We start from the raw sequence: 15,241 nt of genomic DNA on the forward strand, positions 1-15,241 counted from the left end.
TTTCCACATTGGGAATGAGTTGTCAGTTATTTTCCGCCACTGCCCGCAACGCTTTCGCCACCCCGGGTCAGGTAATAGGCGCCGAGGATCGGCAACATTGTCACCATCATCACCAGCATCGCGACGACGTTGGTCACCGGCACGTCCCGTGGACGGCTGAGCTGGTTGAGCAGCCACAACGGCAGGGTGCGTTCGTGGCCGGCGGTGAAGGTGGTGACGATGATTTCGTCGAACGACAGCGCAAAGGCCAGCATGCCGCCGGCCAGCATCGCCGAGCCAAGGTTCGGCAAGACAATGTAGCGGAAGGTCTGCCAGCCGTCGGCGCCGAGGTCCATCGAGGCTTCGATCAAACTGTATGACGTGCGGCGCAAGCGGGCGATGACGTTGTTGTAGACGATCACTACACAGAAGGTCGCGTGACCGACGATGATGGTGAACATCCCCGGTTCAATCCCCAAGGTCTTGAAGGTCGCCAGCAGCGCGATCCCGGTGATGATCCCGGGCAGGGCAATCGGCAGGATCAGCATCAGCGAGATGCCTTGCTTGCCGAAGAAATCCCGCCGGTACAACGCCGCCGACGCGAGGGTGCCGAGGATCAGCGCAATCAGCGTGGCGACGGCGGCGATTTGCAGCGACAGCTTGATCGCTTCCAGCACGTCCGGCCGGGAGAACGCCACGCTGATCCACTTCAGGGTGAAGCCCTTGGGCGGAAAGCTGAACGCCGCGTCTTCGGTGTTGAAGGCGTAGAGGAAGATGATCAGGATCGGGAAGTGCAAGAACATCAACCCGCCCCAGGCGGCGATGCGCAGGCCCGGGGATGCCCGATCTTGAGATGAAGCATCAGAGCGCATCGAAAGCCCCCAGACGTTTGACGATGGACAGGTAAATGGCGATCAGCACGATCGGCACCAAGGTGAAGGCCGCCGCCATCGGCATATTGCCGATCGCTCCTTGCTGGGCGTAGACCATGCTGCCGATGAAGTAGCCCGGTGGGCCCACCAGTTGCGGCACGATGAAGTCGCCCAGGGTCAGCGAAAAGGTGAAGATCGAGCCGGCCGCGATGCCCGGAATCGACAGCGGCAGTATCACTTGCATGAAGGTCTGACGTGGCTTGGCGCCAAGATCCGCCGAGGCTTGCAGCAAGGACGGCGGCAGGCGTTCCAGTGAGGCCTGAATCGGCAGGATCATGAACGGCAGCCAGATGTAGACGAATACCATGAACCGCCCCAGATGCGAGGTCGACAGGGTGCTGCCGCCTACTCCCGGAATCCCGAGCACGAACTGCAACACCGGTTCCAACCCCAAGTGCTGAACGAACCACTGGGCCACGCCGCCCTTGGCCAGCAGCAAGGTCCAGGCGTAGGCCTTGACGATGTAACTGGCCCACATCGGCATCATCACCGCAATGTAGAAAAACGCCTTGGTCTTGCCGCTGGTGTAGCGCGCCATGTAATAGGCGATCGGGAACGCCACGATGGCACTGGCAATCGACACGACGATGGCCATGCTCAGGGTGCGCAGGATGATGTCGAAGTTCGATGGCTGGAACAGTGCCGTGAAATTCGCCAGGGTCAGGTCGGGCGTGACCGCCATGGTGAAGTCATCGAAGGTGTAGAAGCCTTGCCACAACAGGGTCAGCAGCGAGCCGAGGTAGATCGCACCGAACCACAGTAACGGCGGCACCAGCAGCAGCGACAGATACAGGTTCGGCCGCCGGTACAGCAAGTTCGAAAACCGGCGCAACGGCGAGCCGCTTGTCGGGGTTTGAGGAGCTGCCACGCTGTTCATCTCAAACCCCGCCCACAACATGGTCGTGCAGCGGGATCATCGCTTCACGCGCCCAACGAGCGCTGATGCGTTGCCCGGTCTGATGTTGCGCGCTGACATCCAGCCACTGGACGTTGGCCTGGCTGATGTTCAACGTCTGGCCATTTTCCAGCTTCAATTCATAGCGGGTGGCGCTGCCTTGGTACTGGATGTCGTGCAGCAGGCCGCTGACTTCGATTTCATGGCTGGCCAGCGGGCCTTCGGCGAAACGCACGTGTTCCGGGCGGATCGAAAACGGCTGTGGATTGCCGCTCAACTGCCGCGCCAGATCGCCGCGAATCACATTGGACGTGCCGACGAATTCGGCGACGAACGTGGTCGCCGGTTTCATGTACAGGTGGCGCGGCGTGTCGACCTGTTCGATGCGGCCCTTGTTGAACACGGCCACGCGGTCGGACATCGACAGCGCTTCGGTCTGGTCGTGAGTGACGAAGATGAAGGTGATGCCGAGCTGGCGTTGCAGCTTCTTCAGCTCGCCTTGCATTTGCTCGCGCAGTTTCAGATCGAGGGCGCCCAAGGGTTCGTCGAGCAGCAACACGCGAGGGCGATTGACTAACGCGCGGGCCAGGGCCACACGCTGACGCTGGCCCCCGGAGAGTTGCACCGGTTTGCGCTCGCCGTAGCCGCCGAGAGCGACCATGTCGAGGGCTTCTTCGGCGCGTTTTTGGCGTTCGGACTTGCCGACACCTTTGACTTTCAAACCGTAGGCGACGTTGTCGAGTACGTTCATGTGCGGGAACAGGGCGTAATCCTGGAACACGGTGTTCACGTCCCGCTGATACGGCGGCAGCCCGGCGGCTTCGGCGCCATGAATGCGGATGGAGCCGGCGCTCGGTTGTTCGAAACCGGCGATCAGGCGCAGGCAGGTGGTTTTGCCCGAGCCGGAAGGGCCCAGCAGGGAAAAGAACTCGCCGTCCTGAATATCGATGGAAACCCGGTCAACGGCTTTCACTTCTCCGAACTGACGGGAAACGTTGGTGAACTGGACTGCAAGCGTCATGGTGCGGAGCTCCGAAAAGGCGAGGATCGTCACAGTGGCCTTGCCTGGACTTCTGAAATCTTCATTGATGATCGTTCCCACGCTCCGCGTGGGAACGATCAGTTGGTGTTAGCGACCACCCATGATCGCAATGTAATCCTGGGTCCAGCGGCTGTAAGGCACGAACTTGCCGCCCTCAGCCTGTGGGGTTTTCCAGAAGGCGATCTTGTCGAACTGGTCGAAACCGTTGGTCTTGCAACCCTCGGCCCCCAGCAGTTCGTTTCCGGTACACGCCGCCGGAACCGCTGGCAGCGAGCCAAACCAGGCGGACACATCGCCCTGGACCTTCGGCGTGAGCGACCAGTCCATCCACTTGTAAGCGCAGTTCGGGTGCTTGGCCTCGGCGTGCAACATGGTGGTGTCGGCCCATCCGGTGGCGCCTTCTTTCGGAATGGTTGAGGCGACCGGCTGTTTCTCGTTCATCAGGCCGTTGACCTGATAGGGCCAGGAGCTTGAAGCCACCACGCCTTCGTTCTTGAAGTCACTCATTTGTACGGTGGTGTCGTGCCAGTAGCGGTGGATCAACTTTTGTTGGGCGCGCAGCAGCTCGAGAACGGCCTTGTACTGTTTTTCGTCGAGCAGGTAAGGATCCGTGATGCCCAGTTCCGGCTTGGCGGTTTTCAGGTAAAGCGCCGCGTCCGCGATGTAGATCGGGCCGTCATACGCTTGTACGCGGCCCTTGTTGGATTTGCCGTCGGACAGCTTCTGCTCTTCGAACAGCACGCCCCAACTGGTCGGCGGCTGTTTGAACACGTTGGTGTTGTACATCAGCACGTTCGGGCCCCATTGATAGGGAGTGCCATAAGTCTGTTTGTCGACCACGTACCAGGGCGCATCCTTCAGGCGCGGATCGAGATTTTTCCAGTTGGGGATCAGTGCGGTGTTGATCGGCTGCACACGTTTGCCGGCGATCAGGCGCAAGGAGGCGTCGCCGGACGCCGTCACCAGGTCGTAACCGCCCTTGGCCATCAGGGTGACCATTTCATCGGACGTGCCGGCGGTCTTGACGTTGACCTTGCAGCCGGTTTCCTTCTCGAAACCGCTGACCCAGTCGTAGGCCTTGTCGGTTTCGCCCCGTTCGATGTAGCCCGGCCAGGCGACGATATCCAGCTGACCTTCGCCGGCACCGACGGCCTTCAGCGGCTCGGCGGCCTGCAGGCTGGCGCTGGCCAAAAGCGCTGTGGTGATTGCACTGAGCAGTGCGGTCTTGTGCACAAGCATGGGTGAACCCTCTTCTTTAAATTATGGTCAGGGCAGTGTTGAACGGGATGATGCGCCGTGAGTGGCTTGTTATTAGCTTAGTGCGCTTTGTGAGAGGCAGATTGAGGTCGGGCTGTCTTATGGATTTATCCAGCCTAGTGCGCGGTTCCACGGTCGACAAATCTCAAAGGCTGCATTCGATGAAATAGATTCCTGGAGGGCGTTCCAGCCTGTTTGCCTAAACGTGAGCAACATCTGGAAGCACTCTCATCGAGAGACGTCGGGCACTTTTGATCCAGGCTGGTGGCCTTAAAGATCCGGTTAACCCGAATTCGTGGAGGCAGCAAAATGAACACTCGTGGATTGCTCGATCAACTACTCAAATCCGGTCAGGACCTGTTGCAGAACAAGGCCGGCGGTACCCGGAACAAAGCGTCCAGCGGTGGTTTGGGCGGTTTGCTCGCAGGCTCCAGTGGTTCGGGCGGCCTCGGCAGTGTGCTCTCCGGCGCTGGCGGCGGTGCACTGGCGGCTGGCGCCATGGGCCTGTTGCTCGGCAACAAGAAGGTGCGCAAGGTCGGCGGCAAAGTGGCTATCTACGGCGGCCTCGCCGCACTGGGCGTGATTGCCTACAAAGCGTACGGCAACTGGCAGGCCCAGCAGGGCACCGCAGGCACAACCGAGCCGCAAACTATCGACCGCTTGCCGGCGGCTCAGGTTGAGCAACACAGCCAGGCGATCCTCAAGGCGTTGGTCGCCGCGGCCAAGGCTGACGGTCATGTCGATGAACGTGAGCGCCAATTGATCGAAGGCGAGTTCAGCAAACTCGACAATGATCAGGAGCTGCAACACTGGCTGCACGCCGAGCTCAATAAACCGCTGGACCCGGCCGACGTCGCCCGCGCCGCCAGCACGCCGGAAATGGCGGCGGAGATGTACATCGCCAGCGTGATGCTGGTGGATGAGGAGAGCTTTATGGAGAAGTCCTATCTGGATGAACTGGCGCGACAGTTGAAGCTGGAGCCGGGGTTGAAGGCAGAGCTGGAAAAGCAGGTGCGTCAGGCTTCTATGTAGGTCTTCAGACCGCCTTCGTGAGCAAGCCTCGCTCCTCCAGTGAATTGTCGAACACACGATTGTCGTCGACGCTGACCCGTAGGAGCGAGGCTTGCCCGCGAAGGCATCTTCAAGCCACACGCATAACCCGATAATCAATCCACAGGCCCTCGGCTATACTCCCCCGCAATTTGACCTGCACCGAGGACTGACTGTGAAGAACTGGACGTTGCGCCAACGCATTTTGGCGAGCTTTGCGGTGATTATCGCGATCATGCTGCTGATGGTCGTGGTGTCTTTTTCCCGGTTGATGAAGATCGAGGTCAGCGAGGAAAAGGTCCGCACCGATGCGGTGCCCGGGGTGTATTTCAGTTCGATGATGCGCGGTGCCTGGGTCGACAGTTATAACCTCACCCAGCAAATTGTCGGTCTTTCCGGAAATCGCGAAATAACCGCTGCCGACCAGGTCATGTACAAGAGCTTCGAAGAGCGCTTGAACGAGCAAATGACCCACTACCGCAAGACTATTTTCCAGGCGGATGATCAGGCCATCTTCGACGAATTCGAAGCGCGTCATCAGACCTTTAATCAAGAACTGACGAACGTTCTCGACCTCTATCAGCGCAAAGAGTATGAGCAAGCACGTCTTGCCATGGAGCAAAAGCTCACACCGGCCTGGGTCAATGGACGCAAGCAGTTGAATAGCCTCATTGAGCGCAATCACGATATGGCTGAAAAATCCACGCTGGCCATTGGTGAAGCGGTGACGGCCGCCAAAATCAGCATGGGCGTCTCTTTGCTGGTGGCGATCATCGTCGCCGGCCTCTGCGGCCTGCTGCTGATGCGCGCGATCATGGCACCGATGAATCGCATCGTGGAGATCCTCGAAGTCATGCGCACCGGCGATCTCAGCAGTCGCCTGGATCTTGATCGCAAGGACGAGTTCGGCGCGGTGGAAACCGGCTTCAATGACATGATGACCGAGCTCACGTCGCTGGTGTCCCAGGCCCAGCGCTCCTCGGTGCAGGTCACCACGTCGGTCACGGAAATCGCCGCGACGTCCAAGCAACAGCAGGCCACCGCCACCGAAACCGCAGCCACCACCACCGAAATCGGTGCGACATCGCGGGAAATTGCCGCCACCTCGCGGGATCTGGTGCGCACCATGACCGAAGTCTCCACCGCCGCCGATCAGGCATCGGTGCTGGCCGGTTCCGGTCAACAAGGCCTGGCGCGCATGGAAGACACTATGCACTCGGTGATGGGCGCGGCGGATCTGGTGAACGCCAAACTGGCGATCCTCAACGAGAAGGCCGGCAACATCAATCAAGTGGTGGTGACCATCGTCAAAGTCGCCGACCAGACCAACCTGTTGTCCCTGAATGCTGCAATCGAAGCCGAGAAGGCCGGTGAATACGGTCGCGGGTTTGCCGTGGTCGCCACCGAAGTGCGGCGACTGGCGGACCAGACCGCTGTGGCCACCTACGACATCGAGCAGATGGTGCGTGAGATCCAGTCGGCGGTGTCGGCCGGGGTCATGGGCATGGACAAGTTTTCCGAAGAAGTGCGTCGTGGCATGTCCGAGGTGCAGCAGGTGGGTGAGCAACTGTCGCAGATCATCCATCAGGTTCAGGCGCTGGCACCACGGGTGTTGATGGTCAACGAAGGCATGCAGGCCCAGGCCACGGGCGCCGAGCAGATCAACCATGCGTTGGTGCAATTGGGTGACGCCAGCAGCCAGACCGTCGAGTCCCTGCGTCAGGCCAGTTTCGCTATCGATGAGTTGAGCCAGGTGGCCGTGGGGCTGCGTGGCGGCGTTTCGCGATTCAAAGTCTGATGAGCGAGCTCGCGGTCAAACGCGGCGCGGTGATGCCAGTGAAACAGTCGTTGTTTCTGGTGTTCCGCATCGGCAACGAGCGTTACGCCTTGCAGGCCATCGAGGTGGCCGAAGTGCTGCCGCAACTGCCGTTGAAACCCATTCCCCGAGCGCCGGACTGGGTGGCAGGGGTGTTCGCCTGGCGCGGCGCGGTGGTGCCGGTGATCGACCTCAGCGCCCTGACGTTCGGCCAACCGGCCCAGGCCCGCACCAGCACGCGGCTGGTGCTGGTGCACTATCGGCCGGATGAGGCGACGCCTGCGCAATTGCTCGGGCTGATTCTGGAACAGGCCACCGACACGTTGCGCTGCAACCCGGCGGATTTTCAGCCATATGGCCTGGACAATCGCCAGGCGCCGTACCTCGGGCCGGTGCGCGAAGATGCCCAGGGTTTGTTGCAATGGGTGCGGGTTGCCGATTTGCTGGACGAACAGGTCCGCGCCTTATTGTTTCCCTCGCCGCCGCTGGACCTGGCGCAGTTTGAGGAGCAGGGATGAGCAGCGATCAAAGGTTTTTCGATTTCCTCAAGGAGCGTATCGGCCTGGATGTGGGCTCGGTTGGCCCGGCGATCATCGAACGCGCGGTGCGCCAGCGCTGCACGGCGGCTCGGGCGCTGACGGCCGATGAGTACTGGCACACCCTGCTGGGCTCGCGGGACGAACAACAGGCGCTGATCGAAGCAGTGATCGTCCCCGAGACCTGGTTTTTCCGTTATCCGGAATCCTTCGCCACGCTGGCGAAACTGGCGGTCAAGCGGCTGGCGGCGATCAATAACATGCGCGCGCTGCGGATTCTCAGTCTGCCGTGTTCCACCGGCGAAGAACCGTACTCCATCGCCATGGCATTGCTCGATGCCGGGCTGGCGCCGCACCAGTTCAAGGTCGACGGCATGGATGTCAGCCCGCTGTCGGTGGAAAAGGCCAGGCTCGCGCTGTACGGCAAGAATTCGTTTCGTGGCCAGGACATCGAATTTCGCGAGCGGCATTTTACGGCTGAAAATGACAACTATCGCCTCAGCGGGCGCGTGCTTGAACAGGTGCGTTTGCAGGTCGGTAATCTGCTGGATCCGGCGTTGCTGGCCAGTGAGCCACCTTATGACTTCGTGTTTTGCCGCAATTTGCTGATCTATTTCGATCAGCCGACCCAGCAGCAAGTGTTCGAAGTGCTCAAGCGCCTGACCCACGTCGACGGCGTGCTGTTTATCGGCCCTGCGGAGGGCAGTCTGCTGGGGCGTTTCGGCATGCGCTCGATCGGCATTCCGCAGTCGTTTGCCTTCAGTCGTCAAAGTGCACCGGAACCGCGCGCGACCTTTGTGCCGACGCCGCTGCCGCTTCCGGTGCAACAACCGGTGCGCAGCGTGACACCGCCACCAGTGCGCAGTCGGCCTTTCGCGACAGTCGTGCCACTGCCTCAGGTCGCCGCCGCCCCTTCGAAAACCACCCCTTCGGACGCCACCACGCTGCTGGCGAACATCGCCGCGCTGGCCAATGAAGGCAAAAGCGCTGAGGCCCGCGCAGCGTGCGAAAGTTTTTTGCGCAGTCACGAGCCGGTAGCGCAGGTGTTCTATTGGCTGGGGCTGCTCAGCGATGTCGCCGGCAGCGCTCTCGAGGCCCAGGGTTTTTATCGCAAGGCGTTGTACCTCGAACCGCAACACCCCGACGCATTGATGCACCTGGCCGCCTTGCTGCAGTCCCAGGGCGACACGGCCGGTGCCAGACGATTACAGGCCCGCGCCGCCCGCAGCGAGCGCGCCGCTGACAGTGAGCGTAAACGATGAACGCCGCCGACACCTTGAGCGTCACCCGTGAAGATGCCCAGGCCATCGACGACTGCTGGAACCGCATCGGTATCCACGGCGACAAGTCCTGCCCGTTGCTGAGCGAGCACATTCATTGCCGCAACTGTGCGGTGTATTCGGCTGCCGCCACGCGCCTGCTCGATCGCTATGCCTTGCAGCAGGACGACCGCGAGCAAGTTTCCACAGTGGCCGGGAGCGATGTGAAAACCCGCTCGCTGCTGATGTTTCGCCTCGGCGAAGAATGGTTGGGCCTGGCCACTCGCAGCCTGGTCGAAGTGGCGCCGCTGCAGGCGATTCACTCGTTGCCGCATCAACGCTCCCGGGCGTTGCTCGGCGTGGCGAATGTGCGCGGTGCCCTGGTGGCGTGCCTGTCGCTGGTAGAACTGCTGGGGCTCGACGCCACCAGTGGCGTGGCGTCTGGCGCGCGAGTCATGCCGCGGATGCTGATCATCGCCGCCCACGGCGGGCCGGTGGTGGTGCCGGTGGACGAAGTGGACGGGATTCATGCCATCGACGAGCGCATTCTCGAAGCGGCATCTCGGTCCGGCGCCCAGGCCAGTGCCAAATACACCCGTGGCGTTTTGCAATTCAAAGGTCGCAGCCTGCGTTGGCTGGATGAAGAACAGCTGCTGTCCGCCGTGACCCGGAGCCTCACATGACCCCCGAGCAAATGCGTGACGCCTCCTTGCTGGAGCTGTTCAGCCTGGAAGCCGAGGCCCAGACCCTGGTGCTGAGCGCAGGGCTTTTGGCGCTTGAGCGCGATCCGACCCAGGCCGATTACCTTGAGTCGTGCATGCGGGCCGCCCACTCGCTCAAGGGCGCTGCGCGGATTGTCGGTGTCGATGCCGGGGTCCGCGTCGCCCATGTGATGGAAGATTACCTGGTCAGCGCCCAGGAAGGGCGCCTGTACCTGCGGCCCGAACACATTGATGCCCTGTTGCAAGGCACCGATCTGCTGATGCGGATTGCGACGCCGAGCAACGCTCCGGCGCCTGCGGATATCGACGCTTACGTCGTCTTGATGGGACGGCTGCTTGATCACATGGCGGCCACGGCCCCCCTCGCGCCGCCGATGGCAGAACTTCAGCTGGAGCCGCCGACGCCCAAGGTTGAGCCGCCCATGCCGGCCGCCAGCGAAGCCCCCCCGGCAGCGCCCGCCGAGCCAGCCCTCACGACTAAACGCAGCACCGAAAGTGGCGAGCGCGTGTTGCGCGTGACGGCCGAGCGCTTGAACAGCCTGCTCGACCTGTCGAGTAAATCCCTGGTGGAAACCCAGCGGCTCAAGCCGCACCTGGCCACCATGCAGCGCCTCAAACGCATGCAGAGCAACGGCCTGCGGGCCCTGGAAAACCTCAACGTCCATCTCAAGGACCATGCCTTGAGTCTCGAAGCCCAAGAGGCCTTGGGCGATGCCCGACGACTATTGGCCGAGTCCCAGCAATTGCTGGTGGAAAAGAACGCCGAACTGGATGAGTTCGCCTGGCACGCCAGCCAGCGCGCACAGGTGTTGTATGACACGGCGCTGGCCTGTCGCATGCGGCCATTCGCCGACGTGCTGAGCGGGCAAGTGCGCATGGTCCGCGATCTCGGCCGTGACCTTGGGAAACAGGTGCGGCTGGAGATCGAGGGCGATAAGACTCAGGTCGACCGCGACGTACTGGAGAAACTCGAAGCGCCGCTGACGCACTTGCTGCGCAATGCGGTGGATCACGGCATCGAAACCCGGGAACAACGGCTATTGGCCGGTAAACCGGAGGAAGGCCTGATCCGTCTGCGAGCGTCCCATCAAGCCGGTCTGCTGGTGTTGGAGCTCAGCGATGACGGCAATGGTGTTGATCTGGAAAAACTCCGTCGCAACATCGTCGAGCGGCAGTTATCCCCAGCCGAAACCGCCGCCCAGTTGAGCGAAGAGGAACTGCTGACGTTCCTGTTTCTGCCGGGTTTCAGCTTGCGCGACACGGTCACCGAAGTCTCCGGGCGCGGCGTCGGGCTGGATGCGGTTCAGCATATGGTTCGCCAATTGCGCGGCGCCGTGGTGCTGGAGCAAACGGCGGGTGAGGGCAGTCGCTTTCATCTGCAAGTACCGCTGACGCTGTCGGTGGTGCGCAGCCTGGTGGTGGAAGTCGGTGAGGAGGCGTATGCCTTCCCGCTGGCGCACATCGAGCGCATGTGCGACCTGGCGCCGGAGGATATCGTGCAGGTCGAGGGCCGGCAGCACTTCTGGCACGAAGGCCGGCATGTCGGGCTGGTCGCCGCCAGTCAGCTGTTGCAGCGACCGGCGAGCCAGAACAACGCGCAGACCCTCAAAGTCGTGGTCATCCGCGAGCGCGAGGCGATCTACGGGGTGGCGGTCGAGCGGTTTATCGGCGAGCGGACGCTGGTGGTGCTGCCGCTGGACGAGCGCCTGGGCAAGGTGCAGGACATTTCTGCCGGAGCCTTGCTCGACGACGGCTCGGTAGTGCTGATCGTCGATGTCGAAGACATGCTGCGTTCTGTGGACAAACTGCTCAATACCGGGCGTCTGGAGCGCATTGCCCGGCATGCCAATCAGGCCGTCGAAGCGGCGCGTAAACGGATTCTGGTGGTGGACGACTCGCTGACCGTTCGTGAGTTGCAGCGCAAATTGCTGCTCAATCGCGGCTATGACGTCGCGGTGGCGGTGGACGGTATGGATGGCTGGAACGCCCTGCGTTCGGAGGATTTCGATCTGCTGATCACCGACATCGACATGCCGCGCATGGATGGCATTGAGCTGGTGTCTTTATTGCGTCGCGATAACCGCCTGCAATCGCTGCCGGTGATGGTGGTGTCCTACAAGGACCGCGAAGAAGACCGCCGCCGTGGACTGGACGCCGGAGCCGACTATTATCTAGCCAAAGCGAGTTTTCATGATGACGCTTTGCTGGATGCAGTGGTTGAGCTCATTGGAGGCGCGCGGGCATGAAAATCGCTATCGTCAATGACATGCCCATGGCGGTAGAGGCTTTGCGCCGCGCATTGGCGTTCGAACCGGCGCACGAGGTGGTCTGGGTCGCCGGCAATGGGGCCGAGGCGGTGCAACGTTGCGCCGAGTACACCCCGGATCTGATTCTGATGGATTTGATCATGCCGTTGATGGACGGTGTGGAAGCGACCCGGCGAATCATGGCGGAGACTCCGTGCGCGATTGTCATTGTCACTGTCGACCGCGAGCAGAACGTGCACCGGGTGTTCGAAGCCATGGGTTACGGCGCGCTGGACGTGGTCGATACCCCGGCTATCGGGGGCGGTAATCCTCAGGAAGCCGCCGCACCGCTGTTGCGCAAGATCATGAACATTGGCTGGCTGATCGGCGAGCAGAGCAATCGGGTGCGATCGGCACCGAGCTCGCACCGCCACTCGTCCTCGCGCCAGCATTTGGTGGCCATCGGTTCATCGGCTGGCGGGCCGGCGGCGCTGGAAGTGCTGCTCAAGGGCCTGCCTCGAGACTTTTCGGCGGCCATCGTGCTGGTCCAGCATGTGGATCAGGTGTTCGCCGCGGGCATGGCCGAATGGCTTGCCAGCGCCAGTGGCCTGAACGTGCGCCTGGCCCAGGAAGGCGAACCGCCCCGAAGCGGCACGGTCCTGCTGGCCGGGACCAACCATCATATTCGCTTGCTGAAAAACGGCACGCTGGCCTACACCGCCGAACCGGTCAATGAGATCTATCGGCCTTCGATTGATGTGTTTTTCGAGAGTGTGGCCAGTTACTGGAGCGGTGACGCGGTGGGCGTTCTGCTGACCGGTATGGGGCGCGACGGCGCGCAAGGGCTTAAACTCATGCGCCAACAGGGCTACCTGACCATCGCTCAGGACCAACAAAGCAGTGCGGTGTACGGAATGCCGAAGGCGGCCGCAGCCATCGACGCAGCTGTGGAAATTCGCCCACTGGACAAGATAGCGCCACGATTGCTGGAAATCTTCTCAAAATGACTATCATTAGCAGCAATCGTGGCCAAGGCAGTACTCAGGTGACCGCACATGAATGATTTACAGCTCGACGACTTCAAAACCGACGAAAACGCCGCCATGGTGTTGTTGGTGGACGATCAGGCAATGATCGGCGAGGCGGTGCGACGTGGTTTGTCGAACGAAGAAAACATCGACTTCCATTTCTGTGCCGACCCGCACCAGGCCATCGCCCAGGCGATCCGCATCAAGCCGACGGTGATCCTTCAGGATCTGGTCATGCCCGGCCTCGACGGCCTGAGCCTGGTGCGCGAGTACCGTAATCACCCGGCGACCAAGGACATTCCGATCATTGTCTTGTCGACCAAGGAAGATCCACTGATCAAGAGCGCAGCGTTTGCCGCCGGCGCCAATGATTACCTGGTCAAACTGCCGGACAACATCGAACTGGTGGCGCGCATCCGCTATCACTCGCGTTCCTACATGACCCTGCTGCAGCGTGACGCGGCGTATCGCGCGCTGCGGGTCAGTCAGCAGCAGTTACTCGACACCAACCTGGTGCTGCAACGCTTGATGAACTCCGATGGCCTGACCGGGCTGTCAAACCGCCGGCATTTCGACGAATACCTGGAGCTGGAATGGCGGCGTTCGCTGCGGGATCAGACCCAACTGTCGTTGTTGATGATCGATGTCGATTACTTCAAGTCCTACAACGACAGCTTTGGCCACCTCGAAGGCGATGAGGCGCTGCGCAAAGTCGCCACGGCGATTCGCGACGCCAGCTCCAGACCTTCGGACTTGCCAGCTCGTTACGGCGGCGAAGAGTTCGTCCTGGTGCTGCCCAACACCTCGCCGGGCGGTGCGCGAATGGTGGCGGAAAAACTACGCCAGACCGTGGCCGGGTTGAAGATCCCGCACATTTTCCCGACCGAAGGTTCGAGCCTGACCATCAGCATCGGCCTGTCGACCTTGATCCCTCAGCCGGGCAGCGATTGCCGGCAATTGATCTCGGCGGCGGACAAGGGGCTGTACCTGGCGAAGAACAATGGGCGTAATCAGGTGGGGATCGAGTAAGGCGTTGAACACGATGCCCGTAGCAGCTGCCGAGCCCGCGAGGCTGCGTTCGGCGGCGCAGCCGTCGTAAAATCAGACAACGCGGTCATTCAGGCAAACCGTGTGCGCAGAATTTGCGAGGACTTCGTCCTCGAACGCAGCCTCGCGGGCTCGGCAGCTGCTACAGGCACTCGCATCAGCCCAAAACCATTCGCCGCTAAAGCCGCCAGGCGGGCTGCCTTGACAGCTTGATTACGTTATACTCGCCGGCTTTCAAAAGTTCGCCAACGAGTGCTGCCCGCCATGGAAATCAACCCGATCCTTAACAGTATCAAGGACCTGTCCGAGCGCTCCGAAACTATTCGGGGGTATCTTTGACTACGATCAAAAGCATGAGCGTCTGACTGAAGTCAATCGCGAGCTTGAAGATCCGTCTGTCTGGAACAACCCGTCGTACGCTCAGGAACTGGGCCGCGAGCGGTCGCTGCTGGCCCAGATCGTCGAAACCCTCGACGAAATGCACAGTGGCCTGGCCGATGCCAAAGACCTGCTGCTGATGTCCGCCGAAGAAGAAGACCAGGCCGCCGTCGATGACGTCGCTGCCGAAGTCGAGCGCCTGCGCGAGTCCCTGGAAAAACTCGAATTCCGTCGCATGTTCAGCGGTGAGATGGACGCCAACAACGCCTACCTGGACATCCAGGCCGGCTCCGGTGGTACCGAGGCCCAGGACTGGGCCAACATCCTGCTGCGCATGTACCTGCGCTGGGCGGATAAACGCGGTTTCGACGCGACCATCATGGAGCTGTCGGCTGGTGAAGTCGCCGGTATCAAAGGCGCTACCGTGCACATCAAGGGCGAATACGCCTTTGGCTGGCTGCGTACCGAAATCGGCGTGCACCGCCTGGTGCGCAAGAGCCCGTTCGACTCCGGCAACCGTCGTCACACCTCGTTCTCGGCCGTGTTCGTGTCGCCGGAAATCGATGACAACATCGAAATCGACATCAACCCGTCGGACCTGCGCATCGACACCTACCGCTCCTCCGGTGCCGGTGGTCAGCACGTTAACACCACCGACTCGGCCGTACGGATTACCCACGTACCGACCAACACCGTGGTCAGCTGCCAGAACGAACGTTCCCAGCATGCGAACAAAGACACCGCGATGAAAATGTTGCGGGCGCGTTTGTATGAGCAGGAAGTGCAGAAGCGCAACGCCGCTTCCCAAGCCCTGGAAGACACCAAGTCGGATATCGGCTGGGGTCATCAGATCCGTTCGTATGTGCTCGATGCCTCGCGGATCAAGGATCTGCGCACCAACATCGAACGCAGCGACTGCGACAAGGTGCTCGACGGCGACATCGACGAATACCTGGTAGCCAGCTTGAAACAAGGGCTTTAACGCACGCCCTACGGGGGCAATACGACCCTGTAGGAGCGAGGCTTGCCCGCGAACCCCGGCGAATGCCGGGGG

The 15,241-nt window shown here is 61.3% G+C and carries 13 protein-coding genes; 9 read left to right on the forward strand and 4 right to left on the reverse strand.

The features are described 5' to 3' along the window. Nucleotides 1–26 precede the first annotated feature (26 nt). The 4 genes from PSH97_RS05040 to ydcS all read right to left on the reverse strand — a co-directional run bounded on the left by PSH97_RS05040 (nt 27) and on the right by ydcS (nt 4,087). A complete protein-coding gene (locus PSH97_RS05040) occupies nt 27–851 on the reverse strand; it encodes an ABC transporter permease (protein ID WP_305448345.1) in 825 nt (274 codons plus the stop codon). Continuing rightward, nucleotides 841–1,788 (reverse strand): ABC transporter permease, encoded by a 948-nt coding sequence (locus PSH97_RS05045; protein WP_305448346.1) that lies wholly within the window; start codon nt 1,786–1,788, stop codon nt 841–843. The genes PSH97_RS05040 and PSH97_RS05045 overlap by 11 nt, the downstream gene beginning before the upstream one ends. A 1-nt stretch (nt 1,789) precedes the next feature. After that, nucleotides 1,790–2,827, reverse strand: coding sequence for an ABC transporter ATP-binding protein (locus tag PSH97_RS05050; RefSeq protein WP_305448347.1), 1,038 nt, complete (start codon nt 2,825–2,827; stop codon nt 1,790–1,792). 108 nt (nt 2,828–2,935) lie between these two features. Next, on the reverse strand, nt 2,936–4,087 hold the full coding sequence (gene ydcS / locus PSH97_RS05055) for a putative ABC transporter substrate-binding protein YdcS (RefSeq protein WP_305448348.1): 1,152 nt from the start codon (nt 4,085–4,087) through the stop codon (nt 2,936–2,938). A 327-nt stretch (nt 4,088–4,414) separates the two neighbouring features. Between ydcS and PSH97_RS05060 the strand changes: the two genes are divergently transcribed. From PSH97_RS05060 to prfB, 9 genes are all read left to right on the forward strand, one after another. Beyond that, a complete protein-coding gene (locus PSH97_RS05060; protein WP_305448349.1) occupies nt 4,415–5,137 on the forward strand; it encodes a tellurite resistance TerB family protein in 723 nt (240 codons plus the stop codon). Nucleotides 5,138–5,330: 193 nt separating this feature from the next. Then, nucleotides 5,331–6,953 carry a methyl-accepting chemotaxis protein gene (locus PSH97_RS05065; protein WP_305448350.1) on the forward strand — a complete coding sequence of 541 codons (1,623 nt, stop codon included), beginning with the start codon at nt 5,331–5,333 and terminating at the stop codon, nt 6,951–6,953. After that, on the forward strand, nt 6,953–7,489 hold the full coding sequence (locus PSH97_RS05070; RefSeq protein WP_305448351.1) for a chemotaxis protein CheW: 537 nt from the start codon (nt 6,953–6,955) through the stop codon (nt 7,487–7,489). Before PSH97_RS05065 ends, PSH97_RS05070 begins: the two co-directional genes overlap by 1 nt. Continuing rightward, nucleotides 7,486–8,769 carry a CheR family methyltransferase gene (locus PSH97_RS05075; RefSeq protein WP_305448352.1) on the forward strand — a complete coding sequence of 428 codons (1,284 nt, stop codon included), beginning with the start codon at nt 7,486–7,488 and terminating at the stop codon, nt 8,767–8,769. The genes PSH97_RS05070 and PSH97_RS05075 overlap by 4 nt, the downstream gene beginning before the upstream one ends. Next, complete coding sequence (locus PSH97_RS05080; protein WP_305448353.1) at nt 8,766–9,449, forward strand: chemotaxis protein CheW; 684 nt, start codon at nt 8,766–8,768, stop codon at nt 9,447–9,449. The genes PSH97_RS05075 and PSH97_RS05080 overlap by 4 nt, the downstream gene beginning before the upstream one ends. Beyond that, on the forward strand, nt 9,446–11,734 hold the full coding sequence (locus PSH97_RS05085) for a hybrid sensor histidine kinase/response regulator (RefSeq protein WP_305448354.1): 2,289 nt from the start codon (nt 9,446–9,448) through the stop codon (nt 11,732–11,734). Before PSH97_RS05080 ends, PSH97_RS05085 begins: the two co-directional genes overlap by 4 nt. Continuing rightward, the gene (cheB, locus tag PSH97_RS05090; RefSeq protein ID WP_305448355.1) at nt 11,731–12,741 is read left to right on the forward strand and encodes a chemotaxis response regulator protein-glutamate methylesterase; all 1,011 of its coding nucleotides are present in this window, start codon (nt 11,731–11,733) and stop codon (nt 12,739–12,741) included. Before PSH97_RS05085 ends, cheB begins: the two co-directional genes overlap by 4 nt. A gap of 48 nt (nt 12,742–12,789) precedes the next feature. After that, the gene (locus PSH97_RS05095; protein WP_052967467.1) at nt 12,790–13,791 is read left to right on the forward strand and encodes a response regulator; all 1,002 of its coding nucleotides are present in this window, start codon (nt 12,790–12,792) and stop codon (nt 13,789–13,791) included. 282 nt (nt 13,792–14,073) lie between these two features. Further along, nucleotides 14,074–15,169 (forward strand): peptide chain release factor 2 gene (gene prfB / locus PSH97_RS05100; protein ID WP_095920368.1). Its coding sequence is split into 2 segments (ribosomal slippage): nt 14,074–14,145 and nt 14,147–15,169, totalling 1,095 coding nucleotides; the frame shifts between segments, so codons are not numbered across the junction. Nucleotides 15,170–15,241 lie beyond the last annotated feature (72 nt).

The sequence above is a fragment of the Pseudomonas cucumis genome, assembly GCF_030687935.1.
Lineage (GTDB): Bacteria > Pseudomonadota > Gammaproteobacteria > Pseudomonadales > Pseudomonadaceae > Aquipseudomonas > Aquipseudomonas cucumis.

Coding starts and splice junctions, on each gene's coding strand:
- PSH97_RS05040 (WP_305448345.1), bottom strand. CDS start 851: ATGCGCTCTGATGCTTCATCTCAAGATCGGGCATCCCCGGGCCTGCGC.
- PSH97_RS05045 (WP_305448346.1), bottom strand. CDS start 1,788: ATGAACAGCGTGGCAGCTCCTCAAACCCCGACAAGCGGCTCGCCGTTG.
- PSH97_RS05050 (WP_305448347.1), bottom strand. CDS start 2,827: ATGACGCTTGCAGTCCAGTTCACCAACGTTTCCCGTCAGTTCGGAGAA.
- ydcS (WP_305448348.1), bottom strand. CDS start 4,087: ATGCTTGTGCACAAGACCGCACTGCTCAGTGCAATCACCACAGCGCTT.
- PSH97_RS05060 (WP_305448349.1), top strand. CDS start 4,415: ATGAACACTCGTGGATTGCTCGATCAACTACTCAAATCCGGTCAGGAC.
- PSH97_RS05070 (WP_305448351.1), top strand. CDS start 6,953: ATGAGCGAGCTCGCGGTCAAACGCGGCGCGGTGATGCCAGTGAAACAG.
- PSH97_RS05075 (WP_305448352.1), top strand. CDS start 7,486: ATGAGCAGCGATCAAAGGTTTTTCGATTTCCTCAAGGAGCGTATCGGC.
- PSH97_RS05080 (WP_305448353.1), top strand. CDS start 8,766: ATGAACGCCGCCGACACCTTGAGCGTCACCCGTGAAGATGCCCAGGCC.
- PSH97_RS05085 (WP_305448354.1), top strand. CDS start 9,446: ATGACCCCCGAGCAAATGCGTGACGCCTCCTTGCTGGAGCTGTTCAGC.
- cheB (WP_305448355.1), top strand. CDS start 11,731: ATGAAAATCGCTATCGTCAATGACATGCCCATGGCGGTAGAGGCTTTG.
- PSH97_RS05095 (WP_052967467.1), top strand. CDS start 12,790: ATGAATGATTTACAGCTCGACGACTTCAAAACCGACGAAAACGCCGCC.